The 16,334-nt window shown below is 69.5% G+C and carries 19 protein-coding genes; 11 read left to right on the plus strand and 8 right to left on the minus strand.

The features are described 5' to 3' along the window. On the minus strand, positions 1-140 hold a 140-nt coding region (locus AB0I77_RS52485), incomplete at its 3' end, for an FAD-dependent oxidoreductase (protein WP_363289236.1). A 141-nt stretch (positions 141-281) separates the two neighbouring features. After that, on the minus strand, positions 282-1,460 hold the full coding sequence (locus AB0I77_RS52490) for a saccharopine dehydrogenase NADP-binding domain-containing protein (RefSeq protein WP_363290141.1): 1,179 nt from the start codon (positions 1,458-1,460) through the stop codon (positions 282-284). A gap of 94 nt (positions 1,461-1,554) precedes the next feature. Between AB0I77_RS52490 and AB0I77_RS52495 the strand changes: the two genes are divergently transcribed. Next, positions 1,555-2,184 carry a helix-turn-helix domain-containing protein gene (locus AB0I77_RS52495; protein WP_363290142.1) on the plus strand — a complete coding sequence of 210 codons (630 nt, stop codon included), beginning with the start codon at positions 1,555-1,557 and terminating at the stop codon, positions 2,182-2,184. Between the two features lie 66 nt (positions 2,185-2,250). On the opposite strand, the gene AB0I77_RS52500 is transcribed toward AB0I77_RS52495, so the two are convergent. The 3 genes from AB0I77_RS52500 to AB0I77_RS52510 all read right to left on the minus strand — a co-directional run bounded on the left by AB0I77_RS52500 (position 2,251) and on the right by AB0I77_RS52510 (position 4,470). After that, a complete protein-coding gene (locus AB0I77_RS52500; protein WP_363290160.1) occupies positions 2,251-3,312 on the minus strand; it encodes an LLM class flavin-dependent oxidoreductase in 1,062 nt (353 codons plus the stop codon). Continuing rightward, on the minus strand, positions 3,312-3,845 hold the full coding sequence (locus AB0I77_RS52505; RefSeq protein WP_363290143.1) for an SRPBCC family protein: 534 nt from the start codon (positions 3,843-3,845) through the stop codon (positions 3,312-3,314). The genes AB0I77_RS52500 and AB0I77_RS52505 overlap by 1 nt, the downstream gene beginning before the upstream one ends. A 127-nt stretch (positions 3,846-3,972) precedes the next feature. Continuing rightward, complete coding sequence (locus AB0I77_RS52510) at positions 3,973-4,470, minus strand: helix-turn-helix domain-containing protein (protein ID WP_363290144.1); 498 nt, start codon at positions 4,468-4,470, stop codon at positions 3,973-3,975. A 106-nt stretch (positions 4,471-4,576) separates the two neighbouring features. Between AB0I77_RS52510 and AB0I77_RS52515 the strand changes: the two genes are divergently transcribed. Next, the gene (locus AB0I77_RS52515) at positions 4,577-5,473 is read left to right on the plus strand and encodes a short-chain dehydrogenase/reductase (protein ID WP_363290145.1); all 897 of its coding nucleotides are present in this window, start codon (positions 4,577-4,579) and stop codon (positions 5,471-5,473) included. A 34-nt stretch (positions 5,474-5,507) separates the two neighbouring features. Here AB0I77_RS52515 and AB0I77_RS52520 read toward each other — a convergent pair whose 3' ends face one another. Then, the gene (locus AB0I77_RS52520; protein WP_363290161.1) at positions 5,508-6,191 is read right to left on the minus strand and encodes a TetR/AcrR family transcriptional regulator; all 684 of its coding nucleotides are present in this window, start codon (positions 6,189-6,191) and stop codon (positions 5,508-5,510) included. Between the two features lie 267 nt (positions 6,192-6,458). On the opposite strand from AB0I77_RS52520, the gene AB0I77_RS52525 reads away from it, so the two are divergent. The 4 genes from AB0I77_RS52525 (at position 6,459) to AB0I77_RS52540 (ending at position 10,490) form a co-directional block, all read left to right on the plus strand. Beyond that, positions 6,459-7,433 (plus strand): enoyl-CoA hydratase/isomerase family protein, encoded by a 975-nt coding sequence (locus AB0I77_RS52525; protein WP_363290147.1) that lies wholly within the window; start codon positions 6,459-6,461, stop codon positions 7,431-7,433. A gap of 7 nt (positions 7,434-7,440) precedes the next feature. After that, complete coding sequence (locus tag AB0I77_RS52530; RefSeq protein WP_363290148.1) at positions 7,441-8,364, plus strand: alpha/beta fold hydrolase; 924 nt, start codon at positions 7,441-7,443, stop codon at positions 8,362-8,364. A 35-nt stretch (positions 8,365-8,399) separates the two neighbouring features. Then, positions 8,400-9,872 (plus strand): AMP-binding protein, encoded by a 1,473-nt coding sequence (locus AB0I77_RS52535; RefSeq protein ID WP_363290149.1) that lies wholly within the window; start codon positions 8,400-8,402, stop codon positions 9,870-9,872. A gap of 375 nt (positions 9,873-10,247) precedes the next feature. Further along, positions 10,248-10,490 carry a hypothetical protein gene (locus AB0I77_RS52540; RefSeq protein ID WP_363290150.1) on the plus strand — a complete coding sequence of 81 codons (243 nt, stop codon included), beginning with the start codon at positions 10,248-10,250 and terminating at the stop codon, positions 10,488-10,490. 75 nt (positions 10,491-10,565) lie between these two features. Here AB0I77_RS52540 and AB0I77_RS52545 read toward each other — a convergent pair whose 3' ends face one another. Continuing rightward, entirely contained in the window at positions 10,566-11,462 is an 897-nt protein-coding gene (locus tag AB0I77_RS52545) for a TIGR03620 family F420-dependent LLM class oxidoreductase (RefSeq protein WP_363290151.1), read from the minus strand. 91 nt (positions 11,463-11,553) lie between these two features. On the opposite strand from AB0I77_RS52545, the gene AB0I77_RS52550 reads away from it, so the two are divergent. The 4 genes from AB0I77_RS52550 (at position 11,554) to AB0I77_RS52565 (ending at position 14,464) form a co-directional block, all read left to right on the plus strand. Next, on the plus strand, positions 11,554-12,129 hold the full coding sequence (locus AB0I77_RS52550) for a TetR/AcrR family transcriptional regulator (RefSeq protein WP_363290152.1): 576 nt from the start codon (positions 11,554-11,556) through the stop codon (positions 12,127-12,129). A gap of 121 nt (positions 12,130-12,250) precedes the next feature. Beyond that, positions 12,251-13,267: an NADP-dependent oxidoreductase gene (locus AB0I77_RS52555; protein ID WP_363290153.1), complete on the plus strand. Its 1,017-nt coding sequence runs from the start codon at positions 12,251-12,253 to the stop codon at positions 13,265-13,267. Positions 13,268-13,453: 186 nt separating this feature from the next. Further along, on the plus strand, positions 13,454-14,152 hold the full coding sequence (locus AB0I77_RS52560; protein WP_363290155.1) for an SDR family oxidoreductase: 699 nt from the start codon (positions 13,454-13,456) through the stop codon (positions 14,150-14,152). A 126-nt stretch (positions 14,153-14,278) separates the two neighbouring features. Then, positions 14,279-14,464 carry a hypothetical protein gene (locus AB0I77_RS52565; RefSeq protein WP_363290157.1) on the plus strand — a complete coding sequence of 62 codons (186 nt, stop codon included), beginning with the start codon at positions 14,279-14,281 and terminating at the stop codon, positions 14,462-14,464. 174 nt (positions 14,465-14,638) lie between these two features. On the opposite strand, the gene AB0I77_RS52570 is transcribed toward AB0I77_RS52565, so the two are convergent. Beyond that, positions 14,639-15,526, minus strand: a complete 888-nt coding sequence (locus AB0I77_RS52570) for an alpha/beta hydrolase (RefSeq protein ID WP_363290158.1) — start codon at positions 15,524-15,526, stop codon at positions 14,639-14,641. Between the two features lie 63 nt (positions 15,527-15,589). Here AB0I77_RS52570 and AB0I77_RS52575 point away from each other — a divergent pair, with 63 nt between their 5' ends. Further along, complete coding sequence (locus AB0I77_RS52575) at positions 15,590-16,195, plus strand: ABATE domain-containing protein (protein ID WP_363290159.1); 606 nt, start codon at positions 15,590-15,592, stop codon at positions 16,193-16,195. Positions 16,196-16,334 lie beyond the last annotated feature (139 nt).

A 16,334-nucleotide genomic window follows, 5' to 3' on the forward strand; every position in this document is an offset into this window, starting at 1 on the left:
TTCAGACAGACGCCACCCCAGTACTTCTCCTCGACGACCGCGACACTCTTGCCGAGCTGAGCGGCCCGGATAGCGGCGACATATCCGCCCGGGCCAGCGCCGAGAACGACGACGTCGAAGTGCTCGCCCTGCTCATCCATGGAAGCTTCCTTTCCACTGGGGCGGCCGGCTCCCGCGAGGGGCCGACTCGCTCCGATCGAACAACCTGTTCATCAACTCGACAGCGTTCCCCGGACGTCCGCTTCAGCGCCCCGGCGCCGTGATCTATGCCCGCTCAGCCATCATCGACGGCGGGCCGACGCCCCGTCGACTTCGTGTACTCCGGCCTCGGCGGCACCGAGCCCGAGGGTGTCGAGGCCGAAAGCGGCGACCGGGCCGTGCGCACCGGGCTTGAGGACGGCATCCGGCTGTGCAGCGTGGGCGGCGCCCCAGGCCAGGAGGGATCCCGTCATCTCGTACGGATCGGGTCCGGTGAGGGCCGTCGCGGCCAGGGGCCGGCCTTGGCCGTCGCGGGCGACCGCGATCACCAGGGAACGGCCATCGGGGTCCGGCTCGCGCTGCGATCCCGGAAGCCGCTCGGACCACCCCGCCAGAGCCGCCCGTACCTTCGCCGAGCGCAGCAAGGGTGCCTGGAGTGCGGCGGCGATCTGCACCGGGCGCGTCCACCGTCCGAGCCATCCCAGGCCCACCTCGACGCTCTCCAACTGGGGGAAGACCTCCGGCAGTCCGAGATGCTCGGTGCCCGGAACGGTCATGGCCGTACGTTTCACGCCGCCGTAGTGGAAGGTACGCACCCGCTTGCCGGCACGCTCCTCGACCACACGGGCGGAAGCCCAGGGGCGCGGGCTGCGGTAGGCGAACCCGTCCTCGGCCGCCGCACCGACCAGCGTCTGACGTGTGCCTCCCGTGGTCAGGGTGTACGCGTCGCGCAGGGTGCTCCGGTAGAGCAACTCGTCGCCGTGTCCGGAGCGGGTGATGAAGTAACCGATCTCCACGTGGCGTGCCCGCTCACCCGCCCGCGTCAGGACGAGCGCGCCGGCGAGGTTGCCCGGCACGTAGTCGTAACCGAACGCGGGCACGAGGGTCGCGCCCCGGACGGCCGCGACGGCGTCCAGCTCGAGGAGGACGCGGCGGGCGAAGGGCCCCTCCCCCGTCGAGTCGAAGTAGTGCGCCCCCGCCCGCGCGGCAGCCGTGACCGTGGCCATACCGAGCCGCATGAACGGCCCGACCGTGGAGACGACGACATCGCTGTGCTCCAGGAGGCGCGTGAGGTCGGCCGCCGAGGTGACGTCGACCTCGGCCACCGGCAGCTCCACGTCGAACCGGTCGGCCAGGGTCAGCATCCTGGCCCGGTTACGCCCGACCAAGGTCGGCTTCTCACCTCGTGCGAGCAGTTCGCGGAGCACACGGTGCCCGGTGTACCCCGTCGCACCCAGCAACGCGATCCTGCGCTTTTCCACGGCTCCGCCTGCCTTCGGGGTGCGTTGTCATGACGGCCATCGACCGACCGTGAGTCGTTCACTGACTCCAGGTCACTGAATATACGATGGTCGCATGCGAAGGCCAAACCGACGACAGATGTATGCGGAGCAGACCCGGGCGGACCTGGTGGCGGCCGCACGGAAGCTGTTCGTGGACATCGGGTTCGCGGACGCGTCGGTCGAGGCCATCACCGGGGCGGCGCAGGTGAGCAAGGGCACCTTCTACCACCACTTCCCGGACAAGAAGGCCATGTTCGCCGAGCTCTACACGGAGTTGATTCAGAAGGTCGGCGTCCTGGCAGACACGACGTCCGAGGCGATCCGTGCGACACCGGACCAACCCGCCATGGCCGCGGTGGCCAACCTCACGCACGCCTTCCTGCGGCGCACCATCGACGACCCCCTGCACCGAGAGCTGATGGCCCAGGCACCCTCGGTCCTGGGAGCGCAGTACCGGCACATCAACGACACCGTCGCCCAGCCGCCGATCGAACGGCTGCTGACCGCTTTGGCCGAACGCGGTGAACTGCAACCGGACGTTCCCGTCGCCACTGTCGCCCGGCTGCTGCTGGCCGCCCTGTGCGAGGGCAACCAGATCATCGCCGCCGCGGCGGACCGGGAGGACGCCCTGAACAGGACGTTCCATGCGATCACCCTGCTGATGTCGGGCCTTGCGGCCGACGGCGTCAGCGGCCGCGGTTGACCTGAACCGGAGCCTGCTGGACGGCGTCGGCGCATGGCGACCCGCCTCGGCCGCCATGGCCTGTCGCTACCGTGCCGCCTCGTCCTCGATGTCGCGGACCAGCTCGATGGCCCGGCCCAGGGTGGCGAGTCGGGCGTCGAGGGTCTCGCCGGCGGGATAGAAACGAACGGTGTCGACACCGACGTCGCGCCACACGCGCAGCCGCTCGCGCACCATGTCCTCGGTTCCGATCAGCGTGGTCGCCAGCACCATCTCGTCGGTGATCAGACCGGCCGCACCGTCCCGGTCGCCCGCCTGCCAACGCGTCCGGACCTCGGCCGCCACCTCGGCCCAACCCTGGCGGCTGTAGGCGTTGTTGTAGAAGTTCGTGGTCGCGGAGCCCATGCCGCCGAGGCTGAAGGCCAACTCCTTCTTGCGTCCGGACACCATCGCGCGCAGCGTGTCCTCGTCGTCCGCGAAGGCGACCTCGGCACCCTGACAGATGTCGAGGTCGGCGCGCGTACGACCGGCGCCCGCCAGGCCCCGGTCCAGGTGGTCGAAGTACGCCTCCTTGGCGCCTTCGGGTACGAAACTGGTGCCCAGCCAGCCGTCGGCGATCTCGCCGGTCAGGTGCAGCATCTTCGGCGAGAGGGTGGCCAGATAGACGGGGATGTCGTGCTCGGCGCGCATCGACAGGCGCATGGGCTTGCTCTCCCCGCCCGGCAGCGGGAGCTGGAACTCCCGCCCGGCGTAGGAGACCTTTTCCCCCGTGGCGGCCTGTCGCACGATGTCGACGGTCTCGCGCATCCGCGACAACGGCCGGGAGAACGGCACACCGTGCAGCCCCTCGATCACCTGCGGTCCGGAGGGGCCGAGCCCCAGGAGGAAGCGCCCCGCGGAGATCTGCGACAGCGTGATCGCGGCGCGGGCGATGGCCATCGGCGTGCGGGTGCCGAGCTGGATGATTCCCGATCCGAGAAGCATGCGCTCCGTCTTCGCGGCGAGATAGCCCAATGGCGAGGGCGCCTCCGAGCCCCACGCCTCCGCCACCCAACAGATGTCCAGACCGAGCTTCTCCGCCTCGGTGACGTAGTCGATGATCTCCGGCCAGTCGCCCCCGGAGGCTTCGATCGTGGTGGAGGTGCGTATCACAGACTCGCCTCGCCGGAGGTCCGGGCACTCTCGGCCCGTTTCTTGATCTCTTCGAGGGTGACGGTCATGTTGGCCTCGAACTCCCGCATGCGTACGAAGACGATCTTCTGCTCCTTCTCCGGCATGCGATCGATGGCGAAGGAGAGGCCCGAGCGGGCCGGCCCCATCTGCATCCACTGCCGCAGCAGGGTGCCGCCGTCCTGCGGCTCCAGGGTGAACCGCCATACGGCCGTGGGATGTTCGGGGTCCTCGACCGCCCAGGCGAGCACCCTCGGCGGCTCGTACTCCACGATGTGAGATGTGGTGGCCCATTCCCCGAGCGCCTCGTGCTTGCTCCGGCCGATGAACCGGGCTCCCAGAGCAGGGGAGTTCGCGCCATCCAGCCATTCCACCGACCGCAGCTCGGCGCTCAGACACGGCATCAGCTCGATGTCGGCCACCAGCGTCCACACTTGTGCCGGCGGGGCGGCAATCCAGGTGTGGACCTCGGTCGTCGGCTTATCCGCATAGCGCGCACCCGTCCACTCCACGATCCTGCGGCCTCCCTACCATCCGAGAACGCTCATTCTGGCATCTGACCAGTAAAGTTTCGTAGATAGACTCCCTTGTCAAGGGAACAGATCAAGGGAACAGACACAGGCCCGCAGAACTACTGGGTCAGTCCGCGAAACGCTCCCGCACATCCGGCCGCTCGGCCAGATGCGGTGGATAGCCGGGGCCCATCCGGGGGTGGGTGTTGTCCGCGGTCATCGGCTCGCCGCAGGCGGCGCACACCACCTCGGCATGGGTCTCCTGCCCGCACGCCTCGTGGCGCATGGCCACCGGCGGGCCCGCCTCTCCGGCCAGCCAGCGGTCTCCCCACCGGTTCATCACCAGCAGCACGCCGAAGAAGTCGCGCCCCTTCCCGGTGAGCACGTAGTCGTACCGAACCGGCTCCGGCTGGTACGGCCGCTTCTCCAGCAGCCCCTCCTCCACCAGGCGACGCAGCCGGTCCGCCAGCGTGTTGCGGGCGATCCCCAGCGACTCCTGGAACGCGTCGAACCGCCGGATGCCGTAGAACGCCTCACGCAGCACCAACGGCGTCCACCAGTCCCCGAGCAGGTCCATGGTCCGCGCGATCGAGCAGGGCCACTGCGCAAAGGATGTCCGCCTCATGACAGCCAGCATAGGTTCGTCCAGTCGTGAGACCCAGCAGGTAGACCGAGCAGCGGCTGGTGCGCGGTCTCTTGTGTTCCATCAATAACGAAGTTATGTTGCCGCTATGAAACGTGACTTGATGGGCAGAAGGCTGGTCGTCACCGGCGCGGCACGCGGCATCGGCGAGAAGGTGGCCCGGCTGGCCGCCGCCCGAGGGGCTCGGGTGACCGTGATCGGACTGGAACCCGATCGGTTGCGCGCCCTCGCCGACGACCTGGGCCCCACCGCTTCCTGGCGTGAGGCCGATGTGCGAGACGGTGCCGCCCTGCGGTCGGCGATCGATGCCGCGGCGGAGGTGATGGGCGGCATCGACCTCGTCGTCGCCAATGCCGGCGTGGTGGCGTACGGGACGGTGCGGCAGACGAACGAGGCGTCGTTCGAGCGGGTCATGGACATCAACCTGAACGGCGTGTTCCGCACCCTCAAGTACGCGACGCCCCATCTGGAGCGCAGCCGGGGTCACGTGCTGGTCGTGGCGTCCGGGCTGTCGTTCATACCGCTGGCCTCGATGGCCTCGTACGGCGCGAGCAAGGCCGCGGCCGAACTGCTCGCCCTGGCCTACCGCCAGGAGGTGGCGCACCTGGGGGTCACGGTCGGCCTGGTGCACCCCTCCTGGATCGACACGGACCTCGTCCGGGGCGCCGAGGCGGACTTCCCCTCCTTCAAGGAACTGCGCGGGCGGCTGCCCTATCCGGGCAACGTCACCACGAGCGTCGACCGGGCAGCCGCCGCGATCGTCGACGGGCTCGTGCGCCGGCGCAGCCGCGTGTACGTGCCGCGCGGGGTCGTCGTGGCCAACTGGGCGAAGGCGGCGCTGAATTCACCGCTGGCCTGGCCCTGGACGAGGCGCTTCGCGGCCCGGGCGGTGCCGTCCATCGAACGGGAAGTCGCGGCGTTGGGAAGGCACGACCAACTCACGCCCGGTACCGACGCGCCCGCCGCGGAGACCAGGTCGTCCTAGCCGCGCCCGGGGCACCGCCCAACCACCCGACGCCTCAGTGGCCTTGGACGATCGAGTCGTACAGGCGCGCGCCGGCCTCGTGCGAGGCCTCGGCACGTTCCCGCTTGTCGCCCAGCCCGACCGAGAAGTTCACGCCCATCGGCCGGAGCACCTGCGCCACGGCGTCGTCGAACTCGACGAAATGCTCAGCCAGTTCAAGGGTGATGTAACCGTGCACGAAACTCCACAACTGGGCGGCGATGACTTCGGGATCCCGCCGCTCGACCCTGCCGGAGTGCACGAGCCGCTCGCACGCCGCGGTGACATGGGCGTGGGCTTCCCGGAAGGCCGGGGAACGCCCACTCAGGCGAAGGTTCACATCCGACAGAGGCCGGTACGTCGCCCGAGTGGACAGCCCGAACATCAGGTCGTAGAGGTGAGGGTTCTCGCGGGCCAGCCGACGGCAGGTCAAGGCCATGGCGAAGAGATCCGCGATCGGGTCATCCGTGACCGGCACCCGGGCGAACGCTTTGCCGATTTCCCTGAACCCATGGTCGGCAACAGCGCTCATCAGTTCCGGGATCCCACCGAAGTGGCTGTAGACCACCATCGTCGACAGTCCGCTCGCGGAAGCCACCGCGCGCGCTTTCAGCGCCGATGGCCCCTGCTCGGCCAGCAGGCCGACAGCCGCCCGCACAAGCCGTTCCGGTGCGTCATCAAGCCTCGCCCGCCCTGCCATGTCTCGCACGCCTCCACCGTTGACACACCAAAAATAACTTGGTTATGTAATTCCTCACGAGAATAGTACACATTGCACGTTCCGTGCCGTCGCTGACACATGCGTCTGTCCTTGGACACGTACGTCGTCATCCGCTGTTCCAGTCTCCTGCCGCCGGTGCGGACACAGCCCGCTCGGGGCGAAACCCGACCCCATCGCAGCGACGCGCATCCGCGGCTGTCCTCACGCACTTTCCACCCCCATGAACTCAGCACGGGAGCAGAATTCATGCCGTACAAAGACAAGGGCCATCTGGAGATCGAAGATCGCGGGGCCGTCCTGATCGTCCGGGTCGACGGCGGCCCGCACCAGGAATTCGGCCTCGACATAGCCAACCAGCTGGGCAAGCTGGTGGACCGGGCCGACCGCGATCCGGGCATCCGTGCCGTCGTCTTCACCGGGGCGCATCCCGAGCGGTTCGTCAGCCACGCCGCGGTCCGGTGGCTTCAGGAAGAGGGCGCCGCGAGCCCTACGGTCGGCCGACGCGCCGCCGCCGCCGTCGTACGCATGGCGAAGCACGTGGACCGGTCCCGTCTCCTCGGGCCCCTGATGCGCAGGACCCCGATGCGGGGAGCCCTCCAGCTGGAGCGGCTGCACACGACCTTCCTCCGGATGAACGCCAGCGGTGTCCTCTTCGTCGCCGCCCTCAATGGTTCGGCTCTCGGCCTCGGCGCCGAGTTCGCCTGGGCGTGCGATCTGCGGGTCATGGCCGACGGGGACTACTTCATCGGCCAGCCGGAAATCCTCCTCGGCATCATCCCGGGCGGTGGCGGCACCCAGCGGCTGACCCGCCTGATCGGCACCCACCGGTCCTTGGCCGCGATCCTCGAAGGCAAGCCGTTCACGCCCGCGGAGGCTCTCGCCAACGGGGCGGTCGACCAGGTCGTTTCGCAGCACAAGGTGCTCGCGCAGGCGGTCGAACTCGCGGAACGCTTCGGCCGGCGGTCGAAGGGGTCGGTCGCGGCTGCCAAGAGGTCGGTCTACTTCGGCGGCTCGATGTCGCTGGAGGACGGTCTGCACGTCGAACGCGCCGAGTTCTTCACCAGAGTCATGTCGAAGGAGGGCCAGGAACTGATGCTCGACTACCTGGAGACGACGGACGCCACCGGCGAGCTCCCGCTCTACAGGCCGGACACCTACGCACAGGCGCTCGCCGCGGGCAGTGTGCCCGGGCGCCGCTCGGCGAAGACGACGCGACGGTGAGCCGGCGATGACCACTGCGCAGTCCTTCACACGTCACGACATCACCTTCCCCTCCGGCGACAGCACCTGTGCCGGATGGCTCTACCTCCCCACGGGCGTCGACTCCCCGCCCGTCGTCGTCCTCGGGCACGGCCTCGGCGCCACGCGCGAAATGCGCCTGGACGCCTTCGCCGAGCGTTTCGCACAGGCCGGCATCGCCGCCGTGGCCTTCACCTACCGGCACTTCGGCGACAGCGGCGGCCACCCGCGCCAGCTCCTGTCGATCAAGCGTCAACTAGCCGACTGGGACGCCGCCCTCGCCCACGTCCAGGCCCGCCCCGACGTCGACCGCTCCCGTGTCGCGGTCTGGGGCAGCTCCTTCGGCGGCGGCCACGCCATCACCGTCGCCTCGCGCCATCCCGAACTGCGCGCGGCCGTGGCCCAGTGCCCCTTCACCGACGGCCTCGCCTCCGCGCTCGCGCTGGGCCCGCTCGCCTCACTCAGAATGACCCCCGTACTCGCCCGGGACCTGGCGGCCAGAGTGCGCGGCAGGGAGCCCGCCATGGTTCCCATCGCCGCCGCGCCCGGTGCGCCGGCCCTCATGAACGCTCCGGACGCCCTGCCCGGATACCAGGCGCTGCAGCCGCCGGGCACCACGTTCCGAAACGAGGTGGCGGCACGGGTGATCCCGACCATCGCCGGCTACCGGCCCGGGCGTGCGGCGAAGAAGGTCACCATGCCGATCCTCTTCTGCGTCAGCGACACCGACTCGGTCACGCCTCCCGCCCAGACCCTCCGGTACGCGGGCACCGCGCCCCGGGGAGAGATCAAGAGGTACGAGGCCGGCCACTTCGCCTTCTACACCGGCGAGACCTTCGAGGAACTGGTACGCGACCAGACCGAGTTCCTCGTCCGCCAACTGCACCCGGCGCCCGCCGTGTCGACTCCTTGACCGGATCGCATCGCACCGAGACAGGTACGCCCGCCATGAATTTCGCTTCTCTGCCCGACCGCCGCGCCGAGCTCGACCCCCATGCAGCCGCGGTCTCCGACGGGCACCAGTCCCTCACCAACACGCAGTTGCTGAGCCGCGTCCGCACGGCAGCGCGTCAGCTCGCGGACCTCGGAATCGGTCCCCGTGACGTCGTCGCCCTCCAGCTGACGAACCGCGTCGAGTTCGTCGTACTGCTGTTCGCCACCTGGCGGCTCGGCGCCACCGTCACTCCCGTCAACCCGAGCATGACCGCCGTCGAAGTGCTCCGACAGCTCAAGGACTCCGGTGCACGCCTGCTGGTGGTCGAGGACAGTACGGCCGTCGCGGCGGACGGTACCGCCGTACTCGCCGTCGGCGAACTGCGTGAAGGAGCGGTGGAGCCGGATCAGGCACCGCTTCTGGACCCGTCCACGCTGGCGCTGCTCATCTACACCAGCGGTACGACGGGGGTGCCCAAGGGCGTGATGCTCGACCACGCCAACATCGACGCCATGGTGGAGATGGGGCGCCAGGCGTTGGAGGTGGGGCCGGCTGACCGGTGCCTGCTGATCCTGCCGCTCTTCCACGTCAACGGAATCGTGGTCAGCGTGCTCATGCCCCTGCTCGTGGGCGCGAGCGTCGTCATCGCGGGCCGGTTCGATCCCCGTACCTTCTTCGACCTCGTCGAGCGGGAACGCCCCAGCTTCTTCAGCGCGGTGCCGACGATCTACGGCATGCTCGCGGCGCTCCCGGACGACGTCCGGCCCGACACCTCGTCGCTGCGCTTCGGCGTCTGCGGCGCCGCGCCCGCCTCCGCCGAACTGCTGACCCGGTTCGAGGCCCGCTACGGCTTTCCGCTCGTCGAGGGTTACGGGCTGTCCGAAGGGACCTGCGGCTCCACCATCAACCCCGTCGCGGGGCCTCGACGCGCCGGAACCGTGGGGCTGCCCTTCCCCGGCCAGGAGATCCGGATCGTCGACGCCGACGGTATCGAGGTGCCGCCGGGCAGCGACGGCGAGGTCGTCGTACGGGGGGCCAATGTCATGCGTGGCTATCTGGGCCGTCCGGACGAAACGGCCAAGGTCATCGTCAACGGCTGGTTGCACACGGGGGATGTGGGCCATCTCGACGCCGACGGCTGTCTGACCCTGGTCGGGCGCTCGAAGGACATGATCATCCGGGGTGGGGAGAACATCTACCCCAAGGAGATCGAGGACGTACTCGCAGGCGATCCGTCGGTGCTCGAAGCCGCGGTGATCGGTGTACCGGACGAGAAGTGGGGAGAGGTGGTGGTCGCCTACGTCCAGCCTCGGCCGGGGTCGGCCGTCGAACCGTCGGCACTGAAAGCCCTCTGCGCACGCAGCCTTACCGGTTATAAGCGCCCGACCGCGTTCTTCGTGGTGGAAGCCATCGCGAAGAACGCGGTCGGCAAGATCGACAAAGCCTCGTTGCGTGCCGGCCACGCAGCACTCTCGGCCGGGTCCTGATCAACATCGATGACGCCATGGGCTGTCTCGGTTGTCCGGATGACCTTCTCCTCGCGGTTGTGCCGCGTGCCCCAGCGTTCGGTGAGGCGACGAGTGAGGCCGCGGCCTCACTCGTCGCGGGCCGGGCGCACCTCGCTGGAAGGCGGCGAAGTCGGTGCGGGCTGCCTCGACGGCCTCGGGTACGGCGGATCGCCCGGGCAGCTGCGCGCGCGGCGGCGGAGCGCCCCCGATGCGCCCGGACCGGCCCGCCGAAGGGCCCGACGGGATGACCGCCGGGACGCGGGGCGGCTTCGTCCCGGCCGCTCGAAGGCAGGCCCATCACGACCGGTGACGCACAGCAGCGGGTGCCGGAGGGGGCCTCCGTAAACCTCCCTCATGGAACGGAAGAGCTTCCAGGACATGAGCTGCCCGGTCGCATTGACCCTGGAGCGGGTGGGCGAGTGGCGGAGCACCCTCATCCTGCGCGGCACCGACCTCACCGGGGAGGAGGTCATCGAGTTCCTCGCGGGTCAGGTCGCCCCGTACAAGAAGGTCCGGCGGGTCGAGTTCATCGACGCCATCCCCAAGTCCACGTCGGGCAAGATCCTCCGCAAGGACCTCCGCTCCCCCACCGCGTGACACACGGCGGCTTCGTCGGCAGGCCACCCCGGGCACAGGCGCCGCGAGCCGTCATGGGCGCGGCGCCCCCGCGGATCAGGTGTTGCCGCCCGGGGGCAGGAGTGCCTCGCCGAGCATGCGCCAGTACGGCATCGCGGACTCGCCCGGCTCGATTCCGATCACCTGCACCGCGACATGGTCGGCTCCGGCCTCCACATGGGCTTGGAGCTTCTCGACGATGGTGTCCAGGTCGCCCCAGAACACGAGGTCGTCGACGATGCGGTCGCTGCCGGCGGCGATCTCCTCCTCCGAGTAGCCCAGCCGACGGAACTTCGCGATGTTGTAAGGGGAGTTCAGGTAGATGTGCAGGTGTTCACGCGCGATCGCGCGGGCCGTGTCGGGGTCGGACTCGAACAGCACCGCGTGCTCGACGCCCAGGAACGCGTCCGGCCCGAGGATCTCGCGCGCCTGCGCGGTGTGCGCCACGTTGACGTGATAGGTCTGCGCGCCGGCCGTGCGTTCGCGAGCCAACTCGAGCATTTTGGGCCCGTACGCGGCCATGATGCGGCGCATCGGAGTCTTCGGCAGGGGGTTGGGCGTCTGCGTCTGGAGTGCGTCCATCTCGTCGAGATAGGCGGTCATGGCGGCCAGGGGCTTGGTGCCCGGCCCCTGCCCGCCGCCGAATCCCAGACCGAGCACATGCCGGTCGGGGTAGGCGTCGGCCAGCAGGAGGGCGGCGCCGTACGCCCATCGGGCCCCACGTGACCAGATCTGTGCGATTCCGTTGACGACGCGCATCTGCTCAGTGCTGGAGAGCAGATAGCCGGCGTGCGTGAGCGCGTCGCGCCCGAGGAGCTCGGGAATCCACAACGCCCGCCAGCCCTGTTCCTCGAGCTCCTGAACCGACTCGCGTATCAGCGCCGCCGGCTGGACCTCGAAGTCGAAGGTGTAGACGCCGAACGTCCCGAGATCCAGGCCATCAATGCTGCCCATCGAACATCTCCTCACAGTAAGTCGCTTGGGATAGACAGACAGGTCTGCCCCTCCCTTGTGGTAGACAGACCTGTCTGTTAACTTATACCTCATGACCACCGCGCCCAAGCGACTCCCGGCCCGGGACCGCATTCTCGACACGGCCTGCGAGCTGTTCTACGCCCACGGCATCCACGCCGTGGGGGTGGACCGGTTGATCGCCGAGTCGGGAGTCGCCAAGGCCACGCTGTACAAGCAGTTCCCCAGCAAGGACGACGTGGTCGCCGCCTACCTGCGACGCATGGACGACAGCTGGCGTCGCCAGCTGCGTTCAGCGGCACTCGCGGCCGGGGACGACCCACGAGACCAGCTCTTCGGCCTCTTCGTCGCACTGGAACACGCGGCGCGAGAAGGCACACTGGGCTGCGCGTTCATCAACGCGGCGGCGGAGTACGCCCCCGGCAGCACCGCGCATGCCATCACCGCCGAGCACAAGCGCGCCGTACGCGACTGGGTGCGCGACCTGGCCACCGCGGCCGGCGCCGCGGACCCCGACATGCTCGCATTCCAGCTCACGGTCCTCATCGACGGCACGCTGGCGGCGACACGCGTCGAACGTGCCGACGCCGCCGCCGAGGCCGCCAAACGGGCAGCGCGCGAGCTGCTCGACGCGGCCTGCCCCCGATAGCTTCTGGAACCGGCCGTTCGCGGCCTGTTTTTCGGAACTGCAATAGACAGACCTTTCTGTTCACTAGACAGACCTTTCTGTCTTCTATCAGAGCACCACTCCCCGAAGGGACTCGATCCACATGTCCGAGCAGACCCTGCCCACCACCGCCCTCGCATGGCACCTGGACGCCCGCCCGGAGGGCTGGCCGACGGCGTCCGGGTTCTCGCTGCGCGAGGTGGCCCTCCCCGCGCTCGGCCCGGGGCAGATCCTGATCGCCAACGAGTACCTCTCGGTAGACCCCTATATGCGCGGCCGGATGAGCGACAAGCCGTCATACATCGAGCCGTACGAGGTGGGCGCACCGCTGGACGGCCCCGCGGTCGGCCGCGTCCTCGCGTCCAACGCCGAGGGCTTCGCGCCGGGCGACTACGCGGTGCACGCGCTCGGCTGGCGCGACCACGCGGTCCTCGACGCGGCGACCGCCCAGAAGGTGGACCCGAATCTGGCCCCGCTCACCGCCTACCTGGGCGTGCTCGGCGTCACCGGTCTCACCGCGTACATCGGGCTGGAGCGGTTCGCGAAGATAAAGGAGGGCGACACGGTCTTCGTCTCCGGCGCGGCGGGCGCGGTCGGCAGCCAGGTCGGCCAGATCGCCAAGCTGAAGGGTGCCGGCCGGGTGATCGGCAGCGCGGGCTCGGACGAGAAGGTCAAGCTGCTGGTCGAGGAGTACGGCTACGACGCGGCGTTCAACTACAAGAACGGGCCAGTTGCCGAGCAGTTGGCGCAGGCGGCGCCGGACGGCATCGACGTCGTCTTCGACAACGTCGGGGGCGAGCACCTGGAGGCGGCGATCGGCGCACTCAGGCTGCACGCACGGGTCGTCCTGTGCGGGATGGTCTCTCAGTACAACGACGAGAAGGTCGTGGGGCCGCGGAACCTGTGGAACCTGTTGGTGACGCGTTCCGACATCCTGGCCTTCATGTTCAGCGAAGAGCTGGACCTCCAGCCGGACTTCGTCCGCGAGGTCGGCGGCTGGCTCGCCGAGGGCAAGCTCAGCTACCGCGAGACCGTCAGGGACGGCCTCGAGGCCACCTTGGACGCCTTCCTCGCGCTGATGCGGGGCGAGAGCGTCGGAAAGATGATCGTCAAGCTCTGAGTCCACCTTCGATGGACCGCGGAAGGGGCCTGCCGTGCGTACGGCAGGCCCCTTCCGCGTTGATCGTGGGCACGGTCGGCGCGCCAGGGGGGTGCACCCCCTCCGCGCAGAGCGCTTGCGGTCACCCGACTTCCCCACTTACCATTATGATCGTACTTCAATAACTCACTTCACCAGGAACCTCCAATGGATCTCTCTGCCAGCACCGCCCTTGTCACCGGAGCCAACCGGGGCTTCGGCCGCGCCCTCGCCGCCGAACTGCTCAGCCGCGGCGCCACCGTCTACGCCGGCGCCCGCAACCCCGACCAGGTCGACCTGCCCGGTGCCAAGCCGATCGCGCTCGACATCACCGACCCCGCCTCCGTCGCGGCCGCAGTCAGGGCCACCGGCGACGTGACGGTCCTGGTCAACAACGCGGGGTCCTCCACCGGCGGCGACCTGCTGACCGCCGACCTGGACGACGTCCGCCTGGAGATGGACACCCACTACTTCGGCACTCTCTCGGTCACCCGCGCCTTCGCACCCCAGATCGCGGCCAACGGCGGTGGCGCGATCCTGAACGTCCTGTCCGCCCTGTCCTGGGTCAGCTTCCCGGAACTCGGTGCCTACTGCGCCGCCAAGTCCGCGGAGTGGTCGCTCACCAACGCCCTGCGCGTGCAGCTCGCCGACCAGGGCATCCGAGTGGCCGGCCTGCACGTCGGCTACATGGACACCGACATGGTCCGGGCTGTCGAGGCGCCCAAGTCCGACCCGGCCGACATCGCGCGGATCGCCGTGGACGGCATAGCGGCCGGCGCGTACGAGATCCTCGCGGACGACTCCTCCCGAGGGGCACAGGCCGCCCTGGCCGGAGGCGTCTCCGCGCTCTACCCGCAGCTCCCCTGAGGGCCGACCGCCCAGCAATCCGCACCGCGCCCGGTGGATGCCGGCATTCGCTGTCGCACGCCATGCCGGCGCCCACCGGCCTCCGCGTCCTGATCCATCGCCCCGTACGTCTGCCCAGGTAACGCCGTGAAAGTGCAAGGGTCCGCCTCGCTGTTCGTGGACGGGCTGGTCCCCGCGCTCTGGCTCGGGGCCGGTGCGGTCGGCCTGGCCGCGGCCCTGGCCTTGCTGATGCCCCCGCAGCGCAAGGCCGAGGGCCCGGCCGCCGGCCTTGCCGCGGTAGAAGCTCCGGTCGGCGTCACGGTCGCGACCTGAAGCCCGTACTGAGGGGCGGCCCGGCCGGTTACGGCGGGGCCGCCCCTCAGCCTGTCCTGCCTTCCAGGCTCGTTCGCCGTGCGGGGTCATCACACCGTGGTCGAGGGCCCCTCGGGCTCGGGCAGCGCGTCCCTCGGGCCGGCCCGTTCGACCGGCCGAGGGGCACCGCTTCCGTCACCGTGGGGGGCTCACCGGCTCGTCCTTGTCGGCCAGGAAAGGCCGCAGATGCGTCAACAGCGCCTGCGGCTGCTCCTCCGGGATGAAGTGGCCGCACTCCGGGATCTCGGCACCGGTGACGTCGTCCGCGTAGCCACGCCAGATCTCCAGTGTCGGCAGGCGGGCAGGCAGTCCGGCGGAACCCCACAGCGCCAGCAGCGGCATGGTGAGGCGGCGGCCTTCGGCGGCGTCGATGTCGTCGAGCGCGGTGTCCTCCTCCATGGCTCGGTAGTCGTCGAGGCTCGCACGCAGGGCGCCCGGGCGGGAGAACGCACGGACGTAGCCGTCGACCGCGTCGGCTGTGAGCCCGTGGCGGTTGTAGGTCCACCGCTCGAAGAAGTACTCGAGATACCCGCGGATGTCGTGCCCCACCAAGCGCTCGGGCAGATCGGGCTGCATGTGGAACAGCCAGTGCCAGTACCCGGAGGCGAGCGAAGCGTCCAGGCGGCGGAACATCTCCCGGGTGGGAACGATGTCGAGAACGGCCAGCCGCTCCACCTGGTCCGGGCGGTCCAGCGCCCAGCGGTGCCCCACGCGGGCGCCGCGGTCGTGGCCCACGACCATGGCCCGCTCGAAGCCGAGCGCCTCGACGAGGCCTGCCATGTCGGCGGCCATACGCCGCTTGTCGTAACCAGCGGTGGGCTTGTCGCTCAGGCCGTATCCGCGCAGGTCGGGCGCCACAACGGTGTGGTCGGCGGCGAGATCCGCGAGCACCGGTCGCCAGCAGTCGGAGGTCTGCGGCCAGCCGTGGAGCAGGACAAGCAGAGGTCCGGACCCGGCTCGGACGTAGTGCAGACGGATCCCGTCCACCTGCGTCACTCCGGTCGTCACTGTCGGCTGCCCCATGGATGCGCCTCCTCGGCATGACTAACCCTCTTAGACGGTTAAGCTAACGGGCAGAATGGAGGCGTGGCAACGGACGACATGTGGATCTGGGATGGCGGACGGGTCTGTCTGGACTTCGCCAACACCCTCCGAAACCGGTGGAGAACCACTCCGGAGGAGACACTCCGGGAACCGGGCGACCTGACGGGCTGGCTCCGGGAGGCCCGTCTGCTCGCACCGGGGACCACCGATCCCGCCACGGCAACCGCCCTCGCGTCCGCCCGGCGGCTGCGCGAGAGCGTCGACCGGGCCGTACAGGCGGTCGCCGACGGCCGACTGCCCACATCCGGCGACGTGACGCTGCTCAACCGATCGGCAGCCGCGGCCCCGAGACCCGCCCGGCAACTCGTCATCACCGACGACCGCCTGGAGGCAGCCGGCGCCACGACCCTCGCCACCGACCCCACACTCGCGTTGGCGCTCATCGCCCAGGACGCCGTCGACTTGCTTCTGTCCGCCGAGATCCTGCGTGTACGCGTCTGCGGAGCCGACCGCTGCGCACTGCGCTTCCTGGACCGCTCCCCGGCCCGTAACCGCCGCTGGTGCTCCATGTCCCGCTGCGGAAACCGCACCAAGGTCCGCCTCCATCAGGCCCGCACACGACACAGCGGCCCGGTTACGGGAAGCTGACGGAGCAGTCCTCAGCTCACTCGGGCGACCTCATACGAAAGGCTGGGCCGGGGACGCTCTCGATGTCCTTCGCTTGCACCGGGTGGTCGTGTTCGCACCGAATCTGGACGTCGACGTGCGCACCGCACTCGCGGTGCCG

This window comes from Streptomyces sp. NPDC050619, from assembly GCF_040654815.1.
Classification (GTDB): Bacteria; Actinomycetota; Actinomycetes; order Streptomycetales; family Streptomycetaceae; genus Streptomyces.